Below are 21,222 nucleotides of genomic sequence, written 5' to 3' on the forward strand. Positions count from 1 at the left end.
AGAGCTGATTAACAAATTCTTTGACTTGGCTAAGCTTGAAATTGAAGAGTATCGCAACAAAACAATGAACTTGATGTTCATGTACCCTATAAATAGAAAGAAAATATTGATGGCTAAGTTCATCATTGTGATGGGATTTGTTTTTGTGAATATTTTAATCAGTGAGCTTATCATTATTTTAGTACTTGCAGTCATAGATAGATTTGTAGATATTGTAGCAGGGTATTTTACTATGAGTATGCTGATTAGTGAGGTACCTAAGTTATTTGTTAATGCAGGAGGGGCTGCTTTGATGGTACTCATTCCTCTATACTTTGGTGTTAAGAAAATGTCTATATCTACGACAATTGTATCATCTGTTTTACTTGTGTGCATCATGTGTTCAGGGAATAGCGAATTTTCACTAAGTACGCTACTCCCTTTTACAATAACAGTTGCAGTAGTCGGGTTATTCCTAGGGATAGATGTACTCAATAAGTTGGAAAAGCAGGATGTATTATAGAACTTTATGCAAATTATGCTTTACTTTGTTGGATTTATGTTATATAGTATGAAAAGAAATAACAATTAAATAAGAAGTAGATAGAGGTTGCGGTTTTTAAAAGTATGTTTGTGGAGTTAAGCGCGTTGAAGCAAACAAAAAGGAGAAATCGCCGAAGCGTATAGTTGAGGCTTTAAGACTATAACGTTGGGGTTATACAGAACATGTATAACACTGTCACAAATTTAATTTGTGGGGAGCTATCACGAAAGTCTATTTGTTGAATGAGAGTAAGGCACTACCATTAAGGTGCTTACTATATCGGAAATGAAATGAAGTCTTGAGTGATCTGCTCAAGACTTTTTTGTTATTTAAATTTAAAATTTAAAGGGATTGAAGGGAGACACACACATGGAAGCAATTGATATCGGGTGGTTATCGATACTACCACCAATTATAGCAATCGTACTTGCATTAGCAACAAAAGAGGTTATTTCCTCATTGATTGTAGGGATTTTATCAGGAACACTTATTTATGCTTTTAACACAGGCGGTGGTGTAGTTAAGGCAATTGATGTAACGTTTACATTAATGGCAGATAAATTAGGTGCAAATGCATCAATCATTTTATTCTTAGGCTTCTTAGGTGCACTTGTTGCTGTTATTACAATGGCAGGTGGTTCAAGAGCTTATGGGGACTGGGCAGGTAACAAAATTAAATCAAGAAAAGGTGCACAACTTGGAACCTCTTTACTTGGTGGATTAATCTTTATTGATGATTACTTTAACTGCTTAACGATTGGTACAGTTATGAGACCGGTAGCAGACAAACATAATATTTCTCGTGCAAAACTTGCATACATTATTGATGCTACAGCAGCACCCATTTGTATTATCGCTCCTATTTCATCTTGGGCAGCTTCAGTTATTTCACAAATGAGTGGATTAGATGTCAATGGTGTACCACTTAATGGAATGGAAACTTTTATGGCAACTATTCCTTATAACTTATATGCTATTTTAACTTTAATCATGGTTGTTGTACTTTGTGTAACAGATATTGAGTTTGGACCAATGGCTAAATTCGAAAAAGCTGCAAGAGAAGGTAAAGGCAACAAAGGTAAGGCAACAAGTACAGATGAAGATGATGAGCTTTCTAAAGTGAAAATTTCTTCAAAAGGAAAAGTATTCGATTTAATTATTCCAATCGTGGCACTTATTATCTTTGCAGTACTTTCTATGCTTTATGTAGGTGGATACTTCGAAGGTGGTATGACCTTAGCAGAAGGCTTTGGAAATACAGATGCTGGTAGTGCACTTGCACTTGCAGGTTTCGGAGCCCTTTTAGTAGCATTCGTTCTTTTCGTACCACGTAAAGTTATTACATTCAAAGAGTTCATGGATGGAATCGGCATTGGAGTTAAATCAATGGTAGGTGCTTTCATCATTCTTACACTTGCTTGGACAATCAGTGGTGTATGTAGAGAACTTTTAAACACAGGAGAGTTTGTAGGTGGACTTGTAGCATCATCTAATATGCCACCAGCAATTATCCCAGCTATCGTATTCCTTGTAGCAGGTGGTCTTGCTTTTTCAATGGGAACATCATGGGGAACATTTGGGATTCTTATTCCAATCGTAACAATGATTTGTGCAGCAGTAGCACCAGAACTTATTACAGCAACACTTGCAGCAACACTTGCTGGAGCAGTATTTGGAGATCACTGTTCACCAATATCAGATACAACCATTCTTTCTTCTACGGGAGCTGGATGTAATCATATTGACCACGTAGCATCACAAATTCCATACACTTTAGTTGTAGCAGGATGTTGCTTCATAGGATACCTTATTGCAGGATTTACAGCAAATGTATGGATTACACTAGGTAGCTCCATTGTACTCTTATTAGGTACACTTGTAGTATTAAATAAAATAAGCAAAAAACGTCACGCATAAAGTAATATAAACATGTTTAAAAGGAAGCCATTGGGCTTCCTTTTTTTTATGCAACTTGCAATTAGATTTACTGACAAAAGAAAGTCGAATTTGGCTTTTAGTAGCCTGTGACGAAATAATATTATAAAATAAACATAAGTAAAATCATTGTTTAGTATTGCCTGTCATGTGGGCTGAGGGATATGATTAGGTACAGTGATGTATAGACTTTTAGATAAAGGAGAAAAGCATTGATGACACAAATATTATTGGTAGAAGATGATGATGCGATTGCTATAGGTGTGACATTTGCATTGGAAAAGGAAGGTTATAAAGTACATGTAGCCCCTACTATAAAAGAGGCAAAAACGGTTTTGAATGAAAAGGTTTCATTAATTCTATTGGATTTAAATTTACCTGATGGTATTGGATACAGTTTTTGTGAACATGTCAAATCTATAAGTGAAGTGCCTATTATTTTTCTAACTGTACGGGATGATGAGGAAGAGATGATTAAGGGGTTAGATATGGGAGCAGATGACTATATTACTAAGCCTTTTAAAATGCGCATCTTATTGTCTAGAATACAAGCTGTGTTAAGACGTGCACAAAAGGATGTGTCTCATATACTTATCTGCAAAAGTATCCGATTGGACAAAAATCAAGGTAGGGTTTACAAACGAGATGAAGAAGTGGTGTTGTCTAAAAGTGAATTTAAACTTCTGTTGCTACTGATGGAAAACAAAGAGTGCACTGTTTCACGGGAGCATATTTTAGAGTATTTATGGGGCGTGGACGGTGAGTTTGTCAACGACAATACATTGACGGTTATGGTCAAACGGCTACGTGAGAAGATAGAAGAACCAGAAGAGAAACTTATACAGACTATAAGAGGTGTGGGCTATAGACTTGAATCATAGGGGAAGAAAATAAAAGGGTATCCTAACCTTAGCAGATGCTAGTATTAGAATACCCCGTGAGTGGACTTCTCACCCTATTAAGTCAATTAAATCTTAGTAGGAAGAAATGTAGTGATAGTCATTTTCCTATTGAGCGGATGTTACATATTTGTCTAAGAAGTTTGTAATAGTAGACCAGTAAAGTTCTGGATTGACTTTGTTAGACTTGGCATGCCCAGCACCTTCAATGACTAACTTTTCTTTTTCTACAGGAGCAGCTTCATATAATTCTTCTAGCATAAAATAAGGGACAAAGTCATCTTGGTCACCATGAATGAATAAAGTCGGTGTTTGAGATTTTTGGACTTGTGTAATAGGGGAAGCCTCACCTATCCAGTACCCAGCACGAAGCTTGCCTACTAAACTGGCACTATGCATCATTGGGAAGGCTGGTAGTCCAAATAAATCTTTAAGTTGATAGCTAAATTGGTCCCAAACAGAGGTATAGCCGCAGTCTTCGATAATAGCTTTTACATTGCTTGGAAGGGGTTCGCCTGAAACATTCATAACAGTTGCAGCACCCATAGATACACCAAATAAAGCGATTTCAGCATCGGAGTCCTTTGCTATAACATAGTCGATTAAATCTATAATATCAAAACGCTCATCCCAGCCCATTCCAATATAGTCACCTTCGCTTGTACCATGAGCTCTAAGGTCAGGGATAATAATGTTGTAGCCCATTTCATGGAATTTTTTCGCATAAGGTGCCATATTTACACCCTCAGAGGTATAGCCATGAACAGCGATGACCCATTTGTTGGACTCAGGTTGTTCAATGATGTAATTATGAAGTTGTAAGCCGTCACGAGAAGTCATAAACACATCTTGATAGCCACTGTGTTGGAGCAACCAAGTTGTGTCATCTACAGTCACAACACCACTCGTTTCGTTTTGACTTACGGTATCTTCAGTAGAATCATCAGAGCCAAAGATGAGGTCCTTGGAAGTCGTAGGATTGAGTGCTAAATCGTATAAATAGTTTGCACCAAAGGCAACACCGGTAGTAGCACCTAGAAGCACAACGGATACAACACCTATTAAGGCTATTTTTATTTTTTTCATGCATATACTCCTTATAGTTAATTAATGGTTCATAGTATAGCATGAAACCATGATGAAATAAAGAAGATAGAGGTTGTTTAGAGTAGGCATTAAAAGTAAAATGAAAAGACAAGAGGGATAGGAGGTCTATAGTGGGAAAGAATTGGAAAGTAGTAGGGATGTTAATCATAGGATTTTGTATCATGCTAAGTATGGGTGTGAGTGCAAGCTACCTAGCTTATCAAAAGATAGATCAAATGTATTATGAACAAATAGCGGGGATCGTGGGAAAGGTAGTAGCACAAAACCCAGAAAATGAAGTGTTAGTGGTACAAGGTCTCAAAGAACTAGAGGCTAGGGATGTTGAAAGGGGTAAGGAAATCTTGAAACCCTATGGGTATGAAGCACAGTTTCTAGTACTTCCATATAATAAAAAAGGATTTGAAAGTTTATTGTGGGTGAATATGATGATGCTCACACTAATCTTTTTAATTGGTGTGGGCGTGAGCTATGGGATTTATAGGTGGTTAAAGGTGCGGTTGAGCGCACTGCTTGCGTATTTGATGCAGATAGCCAAAGGGGATTATAGCCTTAATATAAAAGGAATAGGGGAAGGTGCATTTTCAGTATTTGAAGACCAAATTTATAAGACAACCCTGGTCTTAAGAGAAGGTAAAGAAACACAGGAAAAAGAAAAATTGAACTTAGCACAAAATATTGCAGATATTAGCCATCAACTTAAGACCCCTTTGACGTCCATGGGAATTATGACAGATTTGTTGTTGGAAAATGAAGTCAGTGATCAAAATCAACAGTTTATTAAACAGTTGAACTTACAAATAGAAAGGCTAAGTAAGCTAGTGGGCATTTTGCTGAAGCTTGCCAAATTGGATGCAGGAACAGTGCAGCTCAAGGAACAAGAGGTTGTTGTATCTACTTTTATAGAAGAAGTAGTAGAAATGTTGGAAGGACCTATTAGGCAAAAGCAGCTAAAGATTCATATGACGGGGGAGGATGACGTGTGTGTACTAAGGGATAAAAATTGGATGTACGAGGCCATTCATAATATCCTTTGCAATTGTGTGCAGCATAGTCCGGTTGGTAGTAAACTTACCATTGAATGGCATCATAATCCTATCTATACAGAAATAGTCATACAAGACGAGGGTGGTGGTGTACCTGTAGAAGATTTGCCTCATATCTTCACCAGGTTTTACAAAGGGGAAAATGCTTCTAAGGAGAGTGTTGGCATAGGACTTGCTATGGCCAAAACTATTATTGAAAAACAAAATGGAGAAATTAAAGTTGCCAATGCCAATGGGGGTGCGCAGTTTCGTATGAAGTTCTATTAGGGCTTATGTTTATTTTTTCGTATGTCACCATAATGTCATTTTGGAATTTTAGAATGGTACTATACAAAAGGAACAAAGGAGTGAAGACAATGGAAATTCTAAAAATAGAAGACTTAAGCAAAACCTACGGCAGAGGTGACATGGAAGTAAAAGCCTTAGACCACATTAACCTTTCTATTGAAAAAGGCGAATTTGTAGCAATCATAGGGGCAAGTGGCTCAGGGAAATCTACGCTGTTACATATGATTGGTGGCGTAGACATGGCGACTAGCGGAAAGGTGGTTGTGGATGGCGTAGATTTATCTAAGTTGAATGATACTAAGATGGCTATATTTCGTAGACGTAAGGTAGGGCTTATTTATCAATTTTTCAATCTTGTCCCTACACTGAATGTTAGAGAGAATATTTTACTACCGACTTTATTAGATGGAAAAGTAGTGGATGAAGCATATTTTGAAGAAGTTGTTTCTACTTTAGGACTAAAAGATAGGCTCATCCATTTACCAAGTGAGCTTTCTGGAGGGCAACAACAACGTGTAGCCATAGGACGTGCCCTTATTTATAATCCTGCTATTGTATTAGCAGACGAACCAACGGGGAATCTAGACCGTAAGAACTCTAAAGATATTATTGAGCTCCTTAAGATGTCTCATAGAAAGTACAAACAAACTATTATTATTATTACCCATGACGAACAAATTGCTCTGGAGGCTAGCCGTGTCATCAAGATTGAAGATGGCAAGATTGTTTCTGATGAGGTGAATAAGTAATGCATATTATGAGTCGTTTTACTTTAACACATTTAAAACGTAATAAACGTCATGCTTTCTTTACTTGCTTTGCTATTTTTATAGCGACGTTGTTTATTTCGGCACTTGTGTTTAGTGCCTATTCCTATCAAAAGAGTAATATTGCGCTATTGATTGAAGGTAGTGGAGAATGGCATGGTGCCATGGCTGTAGATATTTCAGCTAAGCAAGTGGCCTATATCAAAGAAAACCCTGAAGTAGAAAAGACTTTTATTAAAACGGATTTTTATGCCCTTAGGCCAGAAGATACAGAAGGTAGACCTTATTTTGCACATATTGACCTAGATAAAAATTATCGTAATGATATGGGATGGTCGGGTATGGCCACATCAGGGAGATTACCTGAACAAGAAGGTGAGATTGCTATCTCAGAAGACTTCTTTACAGATAATCCCCAATATCAGATAGGGAGTCAGCTCAGTGTAGATGAAGGGAATCGTCTCTTACAAGGGGAAGAGGTAGATGTCAGAGACCGTCTAAGTGAAGGGGAAGTATTTGAAACTATAGAAGGTCATAAAGCTTATACAATCGTAGGGATATTAGATGCACAGTATGAGTATAGCAGTATTCCTTCCTATATAAGTATAGGTTATTCTGATGAAATACGTGAAGATAGAACATACATTGTGAACATGCAGTTCAAGAATGTGAAGAAAACTTATGAGCTGACCTCACAAATTGCTGCCAATATTGGGTTGACTCCCAATGAAGCGGGCAGGTATCCTGTTAGATACAATACTGAGTTATTAGATTGTTATGGTGTATTTGAGGAAGTTGTCACTGTCCAATTTATGAGTATGATGACTATTTATATTGTAGCGGCACTATTCATTATGAGCTTTTTTGTAACCATTATTTATCATACCTTTGCAGTTTCTGCCAAGTCTCGTGTGAAATATTTAGGACTCCTTAAAAGTATAGGTGCCACACCTAAACAGATTAGACATTCTATTTTATTTGAAGGCATATTGCTTTCAGGCATTAGTATACCTTTTGGATTATTAGGTGGATACGGTATTGCAACGCTTATTTTTAATTATTTAAATGACACTTTCAAAGCCTTAGAAATGGATGGACATGTAGATGTATATGTGTCAGCGGTTTGTGTCCTTATGATTATATTGATGACGTTAGCTGTTGTACTTATTTCAGCCTACTTCCCAGCAAGAAAAGTAGCCAAGCTCTCCCCAATTGTAGCCATTAAACAAGGGGATTACAAAGTAGAGCGACTTAAAGATACTGCATTTACACGTTGGATAGGAAAAGTGGTAGGTTATGAAGGCACCTTAGCACTTAAGTCTAACAGGGCACATCGGAAAGGCTTTAGAACAGCTTATATTTCGCTAACGTTAAGTTTTGTCATTTTGATGGGTGGCATCATTTATTTGAACATATGGACCTTATCAGTCAACTATGACCCAAGACCTATAGGGTATGAGATGAAGATTTATTTAAGCGATGTAGAACAAGAAGAGTTTGAGCGCTTAGATACAGCGGTACGAGCAATTGACAAGATAGAAAATGTGGAAAGACATAAGGGTGGTATTTATGGCTATACAAAAGTAGCACCGGAACAACTCTCACAAGAGCTGAGAGAAAAAGGTGTAGAATACTTAGAAGAAGAAATACCTTTAGAAGAAGGGCAATATAATTTTGTCACAGAAATCCTCGCTATTGATGATGCATCCTTTAATGCATATTGTGAAAAAATAGGAGCGGATGCAGAAACATTTTATAACACAGAAGGTGTGAAAGCCATATTGTATAACAGTGCGACCTATAATGATCGTGCCATTCGTGAAGAGCAAGAAAGTGTTGCTTTATTTGATTGGAAAGCGGGAGATACCCTGACAGTTACAGAAGATTTAGGAAGAGAAGCTAAGACGAAAACACCTTATGTATTTGATGTAGAGCTAGGTTATGTAACGGACCAGATCACTAAACATGGAAGAGACTATGATTATTATCGTACCATATTAATCATTCCAGAGACTATGTCCAAACAACTTATTGAACACTTTTCAATGAGTAATCAAGAAAGATATAATCGAGACATTAGCTATTTAGAAATAGAAGATGAAAATGTAGCAGAAGTTAAAGCGCAAATAGAAGAAGTTTATACTAAGCATAAAAATAAGGCGAACTTTAGGATATGGGACACAATAAGTGCCCAAGAAGGACAAGCAAAAAGTACGCAGCTTATAGTAGGAATGGCTCTAGCGGGTGTATTCTTTATTACTTTAATAGGAATCGTCAATGTTTATAGTACATTGAGTAATCAAATGAATATGCGAAGACGTGAGTTTGCTATGCTTAAAAGTATAGGGATCTCACCAAAGGGAATAGAGAAAATACTTCTTTTAGAAAGTGTGTTTTATAGTGTTAAACCTATTGTATATAGTGTGCCACTGCTCATTGGATTTGCCTTGCTCATGCTTAATATGACAAGATTAAGTTGGACAAATATCGTAACGGTATTGCCATACGGCGCCTTTATTGTAGGCGGGATCGGTCTATCAGGTGTAATCTTTGCCTTATCTTATTTACTTTCTAGAAAGATTATGAAAGAAACCATTATTGATGTGATAAAAGATGAAATACAATAAATAAGTAGGAAGCCAAGTGGCTTCCTATTTTTGCGATTTAGTGATAAAGTAGGTTTATAAAATATAGAAATTATCAAAGTTGACTTTATGATTTTAGGGGCAAATGATTTTATTGCCAAGCCTTACAATACACAAGTACTGCTGACTCATATTCAAGCTGTACTCAAAAGGAGTACCAAAGGGCATGAGCAACAAACTTTGACCCATGGAGGCATTGCTTTGAATCTAGGCAAAAGTGTAGCGAGATTCAAAGAGAGTGAAGTTGAACTCACTAAAAATGAGCTGAGGATTTTGGCCTTGCTTATGAGAAATAGAGGCATGATTGTATCAAGAGATGAGCTGATGAATGAAATCTGGCAAACGGATGAATTTATAGATGATAATAAAGTGGTGCAAAGTTCTTAACAACTTCAAACCATTTAGATGAAATAGATTTAAGGCTCCAGGATGAAGAATGGAAAAAATGAAGTATCGATTCATAGTGCTTTGGCGCCAGCCCTAAGTCACGAATAATAGATGTCAGACCTAAAATATCTGAACGAAGCATAAGGCCTATAATAATGACAACAAACCAATTAAAAGAGGCCTGTCTTGTAAAGCAATTTCTGAAGTTGTTTAAAATTTTATCAAGTAATTTAATCATATCACTAGTCTCAGTTGAAAGAGTATGGTAAACTATTTCAGTAACTCTTTCAAAAGATTTATCTCCTCGGTTTTTAGCGACTCTAAGGATAACATAAATCTACTTGAAAGGGTTATTTTATTTTAGAGAACTTTTGACTGCCTAGTATCCCAAATAAATACCTTAAATACGACAAGAAGTATTTCGTTATAGATTTTTATAATTTTCGTTAAAGTGGTAGTACATAGCCTGTGAAAAGACTTCAAAATCTTTATCAATAAGAGCTGCAAGAATTTTTTCATGTTTGACTACAGTTTGTTCCATATAAGTGGAGTGAATACGTTGTTTATGGTATTTATCACACGCCCAAACAGCGTCAATAATAGAGGTTAAAACATTGTTTTCGGTGTGGCTATAAAGGATTTTGTGGAAGGTTGCGTCTGCTTCGTAAAATTTTAGGCCAAAGCTAAGTTGGGCAGTTTTTAATTTTTGCATTTCATAAATCTCTCTCATAAGTCTGGTTTGTTCATCTAGAAGCAATAAGTCATCTGACGTAAGGGTATCAAAAGCTTGGCTCATAAATCCAAGTTCTAGAGTACGGCGAACAGCAAGGGTTTGGTTAAGGAGTTCGGTACTATCTCCATAAAGGTTATAAAGGAGACTATGAAATAAAAAGCTAGGACTAAACTCTTGAATAATAATCCCAACACCAGGTTTAGAACTTACAATACCTGAAATCTCAAGGGATTTGATAGCTTCTCTAAGAACATTACGGCTTACTCCTAGCACTTCACACATTTCCATCTCAGTAGGCAATTTGTCACCAGGCTGTAGTTGGTTTTGGACAATATAATTTCTTAATTCATCATAAACTTGTAAATAGAGTTTGCGACTTTTGAGATTTTTCATATCTGAAGGTTTGTTCATCATTATAATAGGCTCCTAGTAATAAGTGATTTGTATAAGCATCTTAATTGTACTACAAAGTATTTCAATAAACTATAACAATGTAAAGTGATGAAAATTAAAAATTAGTAAAGTTAAGTTCTAAATATAAAAAAATATTTAGAATAAATATTGACTTTAGTTAGTGGATTTTGCTATGCTTTGACTAAGCAATTATAAATAGATTGCTAAAATTTTACATAGACTTTGTACTACAAAGTATAAATAGGAGTGTATCACAATGAAACGTTTTGATATTAAAGAAATAACGGGTGTTATTCCAGCAATGATTTCAGTATTTGATGAAAATGAGGAAGTAGATGTACAGAAAACAGAGCATTTAGTAGACTTTCTTTTAGAACAGAATGTAGGTGGATTTTATCTTACAGGTAGTACAGGTGAAGGCTTTTTAATGACAGGAGAAGAACGTAAGTTAGTTGTTGAAACTGTTGTAAGAAGAGTAAATGGCAGAAAGCCAGTCATTGTTCATGTTGGGGATATTGGGACAAAGAAATCCATTGACCTTGCAAAACATGCCTATAAAGTAGGGGCAGATGCTATTTCTTCAGTACCACCATTCTACTGGAAGTTTAGTGAACAAGATATTTACAACTATTACAAAGACATTGCAGAAGCTACACCACTTCCTATGATTGTTTATAATGTACCATTAGCGGGCCTTATGGGCACAGATCTGTTAGTGAAGCTTTCACAGCATGAAAATATAAAGGGATTGAAGTTTACAGGTAAAGACCATGACCAAATGAGTCATTTAAAAGATTTACTTGGTGAAGATTTTATGATTTATTCTGGATGTGATGAAATGGCCTTTTCAGGTTTATCAGTAGGAACAGATGGAATCATTGGTTCTTTCTACAATGTTATGCCAGAGTTATTTATAGGTATTGATGAGACTGTTAAGGCAGGAGAACTAGCTAAAGGCGTAAGACTACAAAAGATAGGTACTGAAATTATCTTTGCTGCCTTAAAATATGACTACATTGCTCTAATGCGTAACATGCTTAGTTGGCAAGGTGTAGATGCAGGTTATTCTCGCCGTCCATTCACTAATTACAAAGATTGTGAACTGGATGCATTTAAAGAGGCACTTCTAAAAATTAAAGAAAAATATGAAGTGACAGAAGTAGCTTTTTTAAATAAAGTATCTAAATAATAATGCATATAATCTGGGGGTTAACATGAGTGAATTAAAACAAGTAAGTATTGAAACTTATGATCAAGATGGTTTTAAAAGTTATAGAATACCTGGTGTTGTCGTTTCTAGCCAAGGCACCATTATGGTCTACTATGAAACACGTCTTTCGGCTTATGACGATTGGAGTGCAAAAGGCGTAGGGATGAAGCGTAGTACAGATGGGGGCAAAACTTTTAGTCAAAGACAAATGATTGCAACTTCAGTGGATTTGCCAATTAACAATCCTATCATGATTGCTTCAAAAGATGGAAGCATTCATTTTCTTTGGCAAAAAGATTATAGACAACTCTTTTATCAAGTGAGTATAGATGATGGCCTTACTTTTTCAGAACCTGTAAGTATTATGGATGCTATGATGAAATTTAGACCAGAATATGAGTGGTCACTTTTTGCAGTAGGACCAGGACATGGTATTGAACTTAGTAACGGCAGATTAGTCGTTCCAGTTTGGCTTGCTAGAGGAGAAGGGAACAACCATTATCCAACCCATGTCAGTACCATCATAAGTGATGATGGGGGTAGAAGTTGGCATTGTGGTGAAATGATTTATAGTAGTGACAATGGCAATGATGATTTTGTATGGGTTAATGAATCTCAAGTAGTAGAGCTTTCAGATGGTAGTGTTTTAATCAATATGAGGCATAATGGCAAACTGCGCTATCGTTATACGGCTATTTCACCAAATGGACAAAATCAATTTAGTACGCCTGTGCCAGATATGCAACTTCCAGATGCTATTTGCTTTGGAAGTATTGTGAAAACAGAAGATAAAATTCTATTTGTAAATTGTGCGAATAATAAAGAGCTACGTGCTAACGGATGGCCTAAGCGTATTGACTTAACAGTAAGAATAAGTTATGACGATGCTAAGAGTTGGAAATACTCTAAAAAAATTGCAGGGCTTGCAGGTTATGCAGATATTGCAACTTCACCAGATGGTAAGACCTATTACTGTTTCTTTGAAGATGGTAATCCACCAGATAATGAAGAGCCAGCAAGATTGACATTAGCTATTTTTGATGAAGCATATCTTGTAGGAGCCGAAGCATAAAAGGTAAACATCTAAACTAGGTATGATCGTAGATTAACGTTAGACGATCATACCTGGTTTATTAATATAGGGAGAAAAAAGATAAAAGATGCGTTATGAAAAAAGTATAGATAAAAGAGCCACAGGGTAATAGACAAAAGTGAATGAAGAGGCTACACTTAAAGAATAGTTAGAAGAATAGTAAAGATAAAAGGAAGAATACAATGTGTGAGAACTGTATGCATCTAGAATATGATGAAGTAACGCGTCAATATATCTGTAGTATTGATTTTATGATGGATGAAGATGATTTTGCTAGAATGAGCTATCAACCAACTAAACAGTGTCCCTACTTTAAGATAGGTGATGAATATACCTTAGTACGTAAACAAAACTAAAAAAGGATACTGCAATGCTGATCTAATGGATTAGTTTTGTAGTATCCTTTTTGCTTGTTTAGAGCGATAAAGAGGTTGTGTAAAATGTATACAAATTTCATAAATAAAAGTATATAAAATAAACAAAAATATAATATTTAAAACAAATGTATTGAATTATTTATAATAAAAACTATAATCAAGTTAAAGATGTAACGGATTACATTATCCGTTTAGTAAAAGGAGGGAAGGCAAGGTGGCTACTATAAAAGATGTGGCAAAGCGTGCACAAGTGTCCGTTGCAACGGTCTCTAGAGTACTCAATCATGACCAGAGGGTAAAGCCAGAAACAAAAGAAGCGGTTGAGAAAGTCATTGATGAATTAGGCTACTCCCCTAATTTACTAGGGAGAAATCTAAGACGTTCATCCACCTATAATATTTTAGTATTACTTCCAACTATTTCAAATCAATTTTACTCTGCAATCATTAAGGGTATTAGAGAGGAGATGACGACTTTAGGATACAACGTGATGATAGGGATTACAGATCTTGATGTAAATGTAGAGATGAAGCATATTCAACTACTAGAAAATAAGCTAGTAGATGGCATCATCTTCTTTACACCACAGATTGATTCAGTTACATTAACAAAGTTTGGACAGATGTACCCTGTTATCCAGTGTAGTGAATATGTAGAAGGCGCCAAGCTTAGTTTAGTGAGTATTGATAACAAGCAAGCAGCTTATGATGCTACTAAGTATCTTATTCAATTAGGCAATAAGCATATAGCACTTGTAACAAGCGAAAAAAGTTATACATCCTCAAAGTTAAGAGAAGAAGGATTTAGAGAGGCGCTAAGAGAACACCAGATACCTATTAATGAAGAACTTATTTATTATGCAGACTATACACCACATTCGGGTATAGAGGCAGCTAAGGCATTGCTATTAAAGAGGCAGCCACCTACAGCTATTTTCACCATTTCTGATAGTTTGGCAATAGGTGTGATTCAAGGGTTGAAAGCATGTGGTAAGAAAGTCGGAGAAGATATAGATGTTATAGGATTTGACAATACCTTTATCTCTAAGTTTTATGAGCCAACTATTACGACAGTGAGTCAACCACGTTTAGAAATGGGTAAACAAGCGGCAAGGTTGTTACTTAATAAAATCCAAAATATAGGGAGTGAAAATGAAACTATATTTTTACCCCATGAATTAATGATTAGAGAATCAACTAAATAAAATTATTTTAAATAAAAGGAGATAGGGTTATGGATAGAGTAGTAAAAGTTGGAGTTATTGGATGTGGTGGCATTGGTACACAAAAGCATATGCCATCTTTAGCAAAACTTAAAAATGTAGAAATGGTAGCATTCTGTGACATTATTGAAGAACGTGCCGAGAACGCCTGCAAGAAGTTTGGAACAGCTGATGCTAAGTACTATGTAGATTATAAAGAACTCTTACAAGACGAAACAATCGAAGTTATTCATGTATGTACACCAAACCGTTCACATTCCTTTATTACAATTGATGCATTAGAAGCAGGCAAGCATGTTATGTGTGAAAAACCAATGGCTAAAACAACTAGGGAAGCAAAAGCGATGGTAGAAGCGGCCCATCGTACAGGCAAAAAGTTGACAGTAGGTTATCAAAATAGATACCGTGAAGATAGTTTATATTTAAAACGTGCATGTGAGAATGAAGAATTAGGTGAAGTGTATTATGCTAAAGCACATGCGCTTAGAAGACGTGCAGTACCAACTTGGGGTGTATTCTTAAATGAAGAAGAACAAGGTGGCGGACCACTTATTGATATTGGAACACATGCTTTAGACTTAACGCTTTGGATGATGGATAACTATAAACCTCAAATGGTAGTAGGCAGTGTGTTTAAAAAATTAAGTGATCAAACTGAGACGGCTAATACATGGGGCGACTGGGATATTGATGAATATACTGTAGAGGATTCTGCTTTTGGTTTTATCAAGATGGAGAATGGGGCAACGATTGTACTTGAATCTAGCTGGGCATTAAATACTTTAGATGTAGGCGAAGCACAAACTTCTCTTTGTGGTACTAAAGCAGGTGCAGATATGAAAGATGGATTACGTGTAAATGGCGTTAAGTACAATAAACAATATGTAGAAAAGCCAGACCTTGGAGCAGGTGGAGTAGCCTTCTATGATGGGGCAGCAGAGGAGCCACAGCAAAAAGAGGCGAGACTTTGGATTGAAGCGGTTGTAAATGATACAGAGGTTGTGGTCAAACCAGAAGAAGCTTTAGTAGTAACACAAATATTAGAAGCAATTTATGAGTCAGGCAAAACAGGTCAACCTGTGTACTTTGAAAACTAAGAGATAGAGGTGAAATATGAGACTTGGAATTATAGGATGGATTAAAGAAGAAGAATTTAAGCGTGCCAAAGAAAGAGGATTAGAGTTTATTGAAATATGTGTCAACGAACGTCATCAAGCTTTTTTAGATGGATTAGAAGAATTGCATACATATAGTAGAAAATATGAAATGCCTATAGGAAGTGTAGGACGATGGGGCGAAGATAAAATTACGGCAGAAGGCATTAAAGAAGAGGAACTTCGAATAGAGTACCGTTTGATTGAAGCAACAGCTAAGTTGGGATGTACTATTTATATTACAGGATGTAACTATGTAGAAAGTTTATCTTACTATGAGAACTGTACACTAGCTATTAATTATTTTGAAAAGTTGATTGCCTATGGTAAATCATGTGGGGTTAAAATTGCTACCTACAATTGCAGATGGAATAACTTTGTACACTCAGACCCAACATGGACAGTGATTCATGGGTATTTAAAAGATTTAGGCATTAAGTATGATACTTCACATTGTATATATGATGGAGGGGACTATTTAGCAGAGGCCAAGAAATGGGGTACACGTTTTGTACATGTACACATTAAAGGTGCATTAGTGATTGCAGGTGAAAGGTTTGATGACCCACCAGCAGGCATGGACCAAACGGACTGGGGAAGCTTTATGGCAGTACTCTATGCAAAAGGCTATGATGGTAACTTAAGTATTGAGCCTCATTCAAGTAATTGGTACGGAGAACTTGGTCAAAAGGGCATAGACTTTACGATTAAGTATATGCGCAACCTGATGTTGTAGAAAAGGCAATGCTATAGAAATATAAGGGTGTAGACCTTGGTAGAGTAAAAAGAAGAGGTTATAGAAAGGTGATGGGTATGTACAAACTTGCCGTGCAGCTTTATACAGTGAGGGAAGAAATGAGCAAAGATGTGGTAGCCACTTTAGAACAAGTAGCAGCACTTGGATATGAGGGCGTAGAGTTTGCAGGATTTTTTGATGTGCCACAAGAAGAGATGAAAGCACATCTAGAAAGGCTGAATCTATGTGTAGTAGGTAGCCATACATCATTAGAGGCTTTGGAGAATCAATTTGAGGAAGTGATTGCCTACAACCGTGCGATTGGTAACAAATACTTAGTATGTCCTTGGTCAGAATTGAAAGACCTAGAGGGATTAGCCATTCTAGCATCACAAATTGAGAAATTAATACCTAAGATTAAAGCTGAAGGAATGGAATTACTTTATCACAATCATGACCATGAACTTCAAGTAGTAGAAGGAAGTTACTTATTAGACCGGCTTGTAGAAGCTTGTCACGGAGAATTAGGATTAGAAGTAGACACTTTTTGGGTATATCGTGCAGGGGTCAATCCTATAGAATATTTACGTCAGCACCAAGCCAATATTTCTCTTGTGCATATCAAAGACGGTACAGCAAATGGGTTGAATGCATTAGGAGAAGGGGATGCACCTGTAAAAGATGTGCTAGAAGCAGTGGATAAGTTAGGTCTTGAATGGATTATCGTAGAAAATGACGATCCAAGTCCTAGTGGTATAGAAGATATTAAACGAAGTATAGGGTATCTTAAAGCAGAGTAAAGAGAGGGGTAACACTATGAAATTAGGTGTATTTACATGTTTATTAGGAGATAGAAGCTTAGAAGAAGCACTAGCCTATTTCCAATCTAAAGGTATTGAAATGGCTGAGATTGGCTGTGGTGGCTATCCGGGTAATAGCCATGCCAATCCGGATATACTTTTAAATGATGAGGCGGCACTTGAAGGTTTTAAAGCACTTATTAAAAAGTACAATATGGAAATTAGTGCGTTAAGTTGTCATGGTAACCCTGTTCATCCACAACAAGAGATAGCTAAGGCCTTTGATGATACCATTAAAAAGACTATTTTACTTGCTGAGAAGTTAGGGATTACACAAATTAATACATTTTCTGGTTGCCCAGGAGATCATCCAGGAGCCAAGTATCCTAACTGGGTAACTTGCCCTTGGCCAGAAGATTTCTTAGCAGTACTGGATTATCAATGGAATGAAGTTTTGATTCCTTATTGGAAAGAGACTGTAGCATTTGCAAAAGCTCATGGCGTGAATAAAATTGCTTTAGAGCTTCACCCAGGGTTTGCAGTATACAATACAGCTTCATTACTAAAGTTGCGTGAGGCAGTAGGGCCAGAGATTGGTGCAAATCTTGACCCAAGTCATCTGTTCTGGCAAGGAATGGACCCTTGTCTGGTTATTCGTGAACTTAAAGATGCTATTTTCCACTTCCATGCCAAAGATACAAAGATAGACCCTTATAACACAGCTAAAAATGGTGTGTTAGATACAGGACACTATGGAAATATCAGTGAACGTTCTTGGGTATTTAGAAGTGTAGGTTATGGGCATGATGATGCCGTATGGAAAGATATTATTTCAGCCCTTCGTCTAGTAGGGTATGACTATGCTATTAGTATTGAACATGAAGACGGATTAATGAGTCAAAATGAGGGACTTACAAAAGCTGCAGACTTCTTAAAAGAGATTATTACTACAGAACCAATAGGTCAGATGTGGTGGGCATAATCTAGTAGAATGTAATGAGAAAAGAGGAATCTAAATGGGATATAAATTAGCGATTGTTGGACTTGGTGGTATGGGTGGATGGCATTATGAAAATATTACTAAACGTATTGATGAAATAGATGTGGTAGGTGCCTATGATATTCGTGAGGAAGTACGTCCACATATTGAAGCATTAGGGCTAAAATGTTACAACTCTTTAGAAGAACTTGTCAATGATAAAGAGATAGACATTGTAACGATTGCTACACCTAATGATGTACATAAAGATATTGCAATAACCTGTATGCGCCATGGGAAGCATGTAGTCTGTGAAAAGCCTGTTACAATGAATGCACAAGAACTTGAAGAGGTTATGGCTGTACAAAAAGAGACAGGTAAGCTTTTTTCAGTCCATCAAAATAGAAGATGGGATAAGGACTATGTGATTATTAAAAAGGTTATAGAAGAACAAATGATAGGCAAAGCTTGTATGATTGAGAACCGTGTACAAGGTTCAAGACAGGCTATGCATGGATGGAGAGCCTATAAGATTAATGGTGGAGGCATGATGCTTGACTGGGGTGTACACTTAGTGGACCAGTTGCTTGATATGATTCCTGCGCCTGTTGTAGATGTCTATGCAGATTTACATGCACTTTATTCAGAAGAGGTAGATGATAACTTAAAGGTTATGCTGAAATTTGAGAATGAAGTGTCAGCTATTGTAGAGGTAGCAACCAACTGCTTCATCAATCAAGCCAGATGGCATGTAATAGGAGAAGAAGGTACAGCTGTTATTAACGATTGGAGTTGTAATGGTCAAATTGTAAAGCTTAATACAGAAGAAGCAATGGAGTGGGCAGATGCTATTGTTTATACAGAAGCAGGTCCAACACGTACAATGGCGCCAAGACCAAGCGAAACAACTATTAACCTACCACTACCAGAAGCCGCCTCTGATTGGACAGATTACTACAAAAATATTGTCAGTGTGCTAGATGGAACAGCTGAACTTATTGTAAAGCCAGAGCAGTGCTTACGCGTTATGAAAGTGATTGATGCAATTTTCAAATCACAGGAGAAGAAAACAAGTATCAGCTGTTGTATTTAATACTCATAAATTTTAAGGCACAAGAAGCCACCTTATTCTCAGTTTCCCCTCTTATGAAACATAAGACTGAGCGTAAGGTGGCTTCTTTGTATGTGGCAAGGGTGTGTGCAACCTTCACTTGTTAAAAAAGAATGAAATAGGTTATAATAGTAATACATAGTAAAAGGAAAAGGATAGGAGGTAGGCACGGATGAGGAAAAAGTTACCTTATGGCATTAGCAATTACAAAACTTTAATAGAAGACAACTACATCTATGTAGATAAGACCAAGTATATGGAGACTTTGGAAAATTTACATGCACCCTTTATCTTTTTCTTAAGACCGAGAAGGTTTGGAAAGAGCTTGTTCACTTCTGTTTTAGAACACTACTACGATGTGAAGGCAGTAGATGATTTTGACAAGCTTTTTGGGGGAACTTATATAGGTGAGCATCCTACAAAAGGCAAGAATGATTATTATATATTAAAGTTTAATTTCTCTAAATTAAATACAGAGTCAAAAGCAACTTTAGAAGAAAGCTTCTTAAGAACAACGAATAATGCTTTTAAGGAGTTTGCCAACAAGTATAACTTAACACTAAATTATAATGCAACAGGGTACCCAGCTTCTGTTTTTGAGGAGTTTTTATGTGAAATTACTTATAAGATTGATAAGCCTCTTTATGTCATTATTGATGAATATGACCACTTTGCCAACGAACTTTTAAGCTTTCAAACGGATATGTTTTCTGAAATTATCAGTAAGACAGGTTTTGTGAGAAAGTGGTATGAAGTGCTTAAGATGGGGACAGAATCTATTGTTAAACGTATCTTTGCTACAGGAGTAAGTCCTATTACTTTAGATAGTTTGACTTCTGGATTTAATATAGGTAGTGACATCACCAGAGATCCTAGGTTTAATGAAATGATGGGATTTACGGAGGAAGAAGTAAGAAGTCTTATTGTGCAGACGGACACGATGAATCTCGTAGGAGATGCATTAGATGACGCAGTAGAAGAGATGCGAAAGAACTACAATGGTTACCTCTTTTCAACTAGAGCGGGTAGAAGATTGTTTAACAGTGATATGGTACTTTACTACCTGAAAAGTTATGAAGATTTTGGCATAGCCCCAGAGGACTTGATTGATAAAAATATAGCCAGTGACTATGGAAAGCTGGGAAAAATGTTTGACCTTAAGAATAAGACAAGTAATATGAAGGTGCTTGACCAAATTTTAAAAGGGGAAGAAGTCTTTGCCGTCATTACAAGTCAGTTCAGTATGGAGAAAGATTTTGAAGAGGATGATTTTAAATCGTTACTCTTTTACCTAGGATTATTGACCATAGAGCGAGAAGATTTAGGCGATGTGCTCCTAACGGTTCCCAATAATGTAATCAGAGAATTATACTTTGAGTTCTTTGGTAAGAAACTGAAAGAAGAAATGGCATATGAGCTCAGTACAGTAGAGATTAGAGAGGCCATTAAGTATATTGCACAAAAGGGGGATAATGCTAAGCTTATTGCCATTGTAGAGCAAACGTTGCAGAAGTTATCCTATAGAGACTATATCAAGTTTGATGAGAAATATGTAAAACTCATTTTCCTCACCTACTGTTTCCTAAGCAAAATTTATCTAGTGAAGTCCGAATACGAAGTTGAAAACGGCTATATCGATATTGCACTCCTTAAGCAAGTCAATATTAATCCTACCTATTTTGCAATCTTTGAACTTAAATATATTTCTAAAAAAGAATACGCCGAAAAAGGTGAAGGAATAGTCAAAGAAAGATTAGCAGAAGCTCTTGTCCAGCTTGAGAAGTATCGAAGCGTACCAG

General features: G+C 36.5%; 20 protein-coding genes and 1 riboswitch. Of the genes, 17 read left to right on the forward strand and 3 right to left on the reverse strand.

Features of this window, described 5'->3' with window-relative positions; translation table 11 throughout:
• The 3 genes from RRY75_RS11415 to RRY75_RS11425 all read left to right on the forward strand — a co-directional run.
• Window positions 1–502, forward strand: a 502-nt coding sequence (locus tag RRY75_RS11415; protein ID WP_332716803.1) for a hypothetical protein, incomplete at its 5' end; no start/stop codon positions are given.
• Window positions 503–575: 73 nt separating this feature from the next.
• Window positions 576–752: riboswitch (Lysine riboswitch) on the forward strand.
• A 140-nt stretch (window positions 753–892) separates the two neighbouring features.
• Complete coding sequence (locus RRY75_RS11420; protein ID WP_332493752.1) at window positions 893–2,440, forward strand: Na+/H+ antiporter NhaC family protein; 1,548 nt, start codon at window positions 893–895, stop codon at window positions 2,438–2,440.
• 233 nt (window positions 2,441–2,673) lie between these two features.
• Window positions 2,674–3,339, forward strand: coding sequence for a response regulator transcription factor (locus tag RRY75_RS11425; protein WP_332493753.1), 666 nt, complete (start codon window positions 2,674–2,676; stop codon window positions 3,337–3,339).
• A gap of 126 nt (window positions 3,340–3,465) precedes the next feature.
• On the opposite strand, the gene RRY75_RS11430 is transcribed toward RRY75_RS11425, so the two are convergent.
• Window positions 3,466–4,443 carry an alpha/beta hydrolase gene (locus tag RRY75_RS11430; RefSeq protein ID WP_332493755.1) on the reverse strand — a complete coding sequence of 326 codons (978 nt, stop codon included), beginning with the start codon at window positions 4,441–4,443 and terminating at the stop codon, window positions 3,466–3,468.
• A 131-nt stretch (window positions 4,444–4,574) separates the two neighbouring features.
• Here RRY75_RS11430 and RRY75_RS11435 point away from each other — a divergent pair, with 131 nt between their 5' ends.
• The 4 genes from RRY75_RS11435 (at window position 4,575) to RRY75_RS11450 (ending at window position 9,594) form a co-directional block, all read left to right on the forward strand.
• Window positions 4,575–5,774 (forward strand): sensor histidine kinase, encoded by a 1,200-nt coding sequence (locus RRY75_RS11435; RefSeq protein WP_332716808.1) that lies wholly within the window; start codon window positions 4,575–4,577, stop codon window positions 5,772–5,774.
• An 89-nt stretch (window positions 5,775–5,863) separates the two neighbouring features.
• Complete coding sequence (locus RRY75_RS11440) at window positions 5,864–6,544, forward strand: ABC transporter ATP-binding protein (protein WP_332493758.1); 681 nt, start codon at window positions 5,864–5,866, stop codon at window positions 6,542–6,544.
• Window positions 6,544–9,189: an ABC transporter permease gene (locus tag RRY75_RS11445; RefSeq protein ID WP_332527682.1), complete on the forward strand. Its 2,646-nt coding sequence runs from the start codon at window positions 6,544–6,546 to the stop codon at window positions 9,187–9,189. The genes RRY75_RS11440 and RRY75_RS11445 overlap by 1 nt, the downstream gene beginning before the upstream one ends.
• Before the next feature lie 87 nt (window positions 9,190–9,276).
• The gene (locus RRY75_RS11450) at window positions 9,277–9,594 is read left to right on the forward strand and encodes a response regulator transcription factor (protein WP_332527681.1); all 318 of its coding nucleotides are present in this window, start codon (window positions 9,277–9,279) and stop codon (window positions 9,592–9,594) included.
• On the opposite strand, the gene RRY75_RS11455 is transcribed toward RRY75_RS11450, so the two are convergent.
• Both RRY75_RS11455 and RRY75_RS11460 read right to left on the reverse strand, forming a co-directional pair.
• Window positions 9,560–9,832 carry a hypothetical protein gene (locus RRY75_RS11455; RefSeq protein ID WP_332716812.1) on the reverse strand — a complete coding sequence of 91 codons (273 nt, stop codon included), beginning with the start codon at window positions 9,830–9,832 and terminating at the stop codon, window positions 9,560–9,562. The two genes, RRY75_RS11450 and RRY75_RS11455, sit on opposite strands and share 35 nt — an antisense overlap.
• A gap of 186 nt (window positions 9,833–10,018) precedes the next feature.
• Window positions 10,019–10,741 (reverse strand): FadR/GntR family transcriptional regulator, encoded by a 723-nt coding sequence (locus RRY75_RS11460; RefSeq protein WP_332528906.1) that lies wholly within the window; start codon window positions 10,739–10,741, stop codon window positions 10,019–10,021.
• 256 nt (window positions 10,742–10,997) lie between these two features.
• Between RRY75_RS11460 and RRY75_RS11465 the strand changes: the two genes are divergently transcribed.
• From RRY75_RS11465 to RRY75_RS11510, 10 genes are all read left to right on the forward strand, one after another.
• Window positions 10,998–11,930 carry a dihydrodipicolinate synthase family protein gene (locus RRY75_RS11465; RefSeq protein WP_332494593.1) on the forward strand — a complete coding sequence of 311 codons (933 nt, stop codon included), beginning with the start codon at window positions 10,998–11,000 and terminating at the stop codon, window positions 11,928–11,930.
• 25 nt (window positions 11,931–11,955) lie between these two features.
• On the forward strand, window positions 11,956–13,023 hold the full coding sequence (locus tag RRY75_RS11470; protein WP_332716816.1) for a sialidase family protein: 1,068 nt from the start codon (window positions 11,956–11,958) through the stop codon (window positions 13,021–13,023).
• 203 nt (window positions 13,024–13,226) lie between these two features.
• Complete coding sequence (locus RRY75_RS11475; protein ID WP_332494590.1) at window positions 13,227–13,400, forward strand: DUF6472 family protein; 174 nt, start codon at window positions 13,227–13,229, stop codon at window positions 13,398–13,400.
• A 235-nt stretch (window positions 13,401–13,635) separates the two neighbouring features.
• Window positions 13,636–14,625, forward strand: coding sequence for a LacI family DNA-binding transcriptional regulator (locus RRY75_RS11480; protein WP_332528827.1), 990 nt, complete (start codon window positions 13,636–13,638; stop codon window positions 14,623–14,625).
• Window positions 14,626–14,654: 29 nt separating this feature from the next.
• On the forward strand, window positions 14,655–15,740 hold the full coding sequence (locus tag RRY75_RS11485; RefSeq protein WP_332528020.1) for a Gfo/Idh/MocA family protein: 1,086 nt from the start codon (window positions 14,655–14,657) through the stop codon (window positions 15,738–15,740).
• Window positions 15,741–15,756: 16 nt separating this feature from the next.
• On the forward strand, window positions 15,757–16,533 hold the full coding sequence (locus tag RRY75_RS11490) for a sugar phosphate isomerase/epimerase family protein (RefSeq protein WP_332716821.1): 777 nt from the start codon (window positions 15,757–15,759) through the stop codon (window positions 16,531–16,533).
• Window positions 16,534–16,610: 77 nt separating this feature from the next.
• Window positions 16,611–17,333, forward strand: coding sequence for a sugar phosphate isomerase/epimerase family protein (locus tag RRY75_RS11495; RefSeq protein ID WP_332716824.1), 723 nt, complete (start codon window positions 16,611–16,613; stop codon window positions 17,331–17,333).
• 16 nt (window positions 17,334–17,349) lie between these two features.
• On the forward strand, window positions 17,350–18,315 hold the full coding sequence (locus tag RRY75_RS11500; protein ID WP_332716827.1) for a sugar phosphate isomerase/epimerase family protein: 966 nt from the start codon (window positions 17,350–17,352) through the stop codon (window positions 18,313–18,315).
• 34 nt (window positions 18,316–18,349) lie between these two features.
• Window positions 18,350–19,405 carry a Gfo/Idh/MocA family protein gene (locus RRY75_RS11505; protein ID WP_332528016.1) on the forward strand — a complete coding sequence of 352 codons (1,056 nt, stop codon included), beginning with the start codon at window positions 18,350–18,352 and terminating at the stop codon, window positions 19,403–19,405.
• Between the two features lie 190 nt (window positions 19,406–19,595).
• Window positions 19,596–21,222 (forward strand): ATP-binding protein (locus RRY75_RS11510; protein WP_332716830.1); only part of this gene is annotated, 1,627 nt, incomplete at its 3' end.

Source organism: Niameybacter sp., assembly GCF_036655075.1.
Lineage (GTDB): Bacteria > Bacillota > Clostridia > Lachnospirales > Cellulosilyticaceae > Holtiella.

Bases quoted from the DNA above. Each gene is read 5' to 3' on its own strand.
- RRY75_RS11420 (WP_332493752.1), top strand. From the start codon at position 893: ATGGAAGCAATTGATATCGGGTGGTTATCGATACTACCACCAATTATA.
- RRY75_RS11425 (WP_332493753.1), top strand. From the start codon at position 2,674: ATGACACAAATATTATTGGTAGAAGATGATGATGCGATTGCTATAGGT.
- RRY75_RS11430 (WP_332493755.1), bottom strand. From the start codon at position 4,443: ATGAAAAAAATAAAAATAGCCTTAATAGGTGTTGTATCCGTTGTGCTT.
- RRY75_RS11440 (WP_332493758.1), top strand. From the start codon at position 5,864: ATGGAAATTCTAAAAATAGAAGACTTAAGCAAAACCTACGGCAGAGGT.
- RRY75_RS11445 (WP_332527682.1), top strand. From the start codon at position 6,544: ATGCATATTATGAGTCGTTTTACTTTAACACATTTAAAACGTAATAAA.
- RRY75_RS11450 (WP_332527681.1), top strand. From the start codon at position 9,277: ATGATTTTAGGGGCAAATGATTTTATTGCCAAGCCTTACAATACACAA.
- RRY75_RS11455 (WP_332716812.1), bottom strand. From the start codon at position 9,832: ATGATTAAATTACTTGATAAAATTTTAAACAACTTCAGAAATTGCTTT.
- RRY75_RS11460 (WP_332528906.1), bottom strand. From the start codon at position 10,741: ATGATGAACAAACCTTCAGATATGAAAAATCTCAAAAGTCGCAAACTC.
- RRY75_RS11465 (WP_332494593.1), top strand. From the start codon at position 10,998: ATGAAACGTTTTGATATTAAAGAAATAACGGGTGTTATTCCAGCAATG.
- RRY75_RS11470 (WP_332716816.1), top strand. From the start codon at position 11,956: ATGAGTGAATTAAAACAAGTAAGTATTGAAACTTATGATCAAGATGGT.
- RRY75_RS11475 (WP_332494590.1), top strand. From the start codon at position 13,227: ATGTGTGAGAACTGTATGCATCTAGAATATGATGAAGTAACGCGTCAA.
- RRY75_RS11485 (WP_332528020.1), top strand. From the start codon at position 14,655: ATGGATAGAGTAGTAAAAGTTGGAGTTATTGGATGTGGTGGCATTGGT.
- RRY75_RS11490 (WP_332716821.1), top strand. From the start codon at position 15,757: ATGAGACTTGGAATTATAGGATGGATTAAAGAAGAAGAATTTAAGCGT.
- RRY75_RS11495 (WP_332716824.1), top strand. From the start codon at position 16,611: ATGTACAAACTTGCCGTGCAGCTTTATACAGTGAGGGAAGAAATGAGC.
- RRY75_RS11500 (WP_332716827.1), top strand. From the start codon at position 17,350: ATGAAATTAGGTGTATTTACATGTTTATTAGGAGATAGAAGCTTAGAA.
- RRY75_RS11505 (WP_332528016.1), top strand. From the start codon at position 18,350: ATGGGATATAAATTAGCGATTGTTGGACTTGGTGGTATGGGTGGATGG.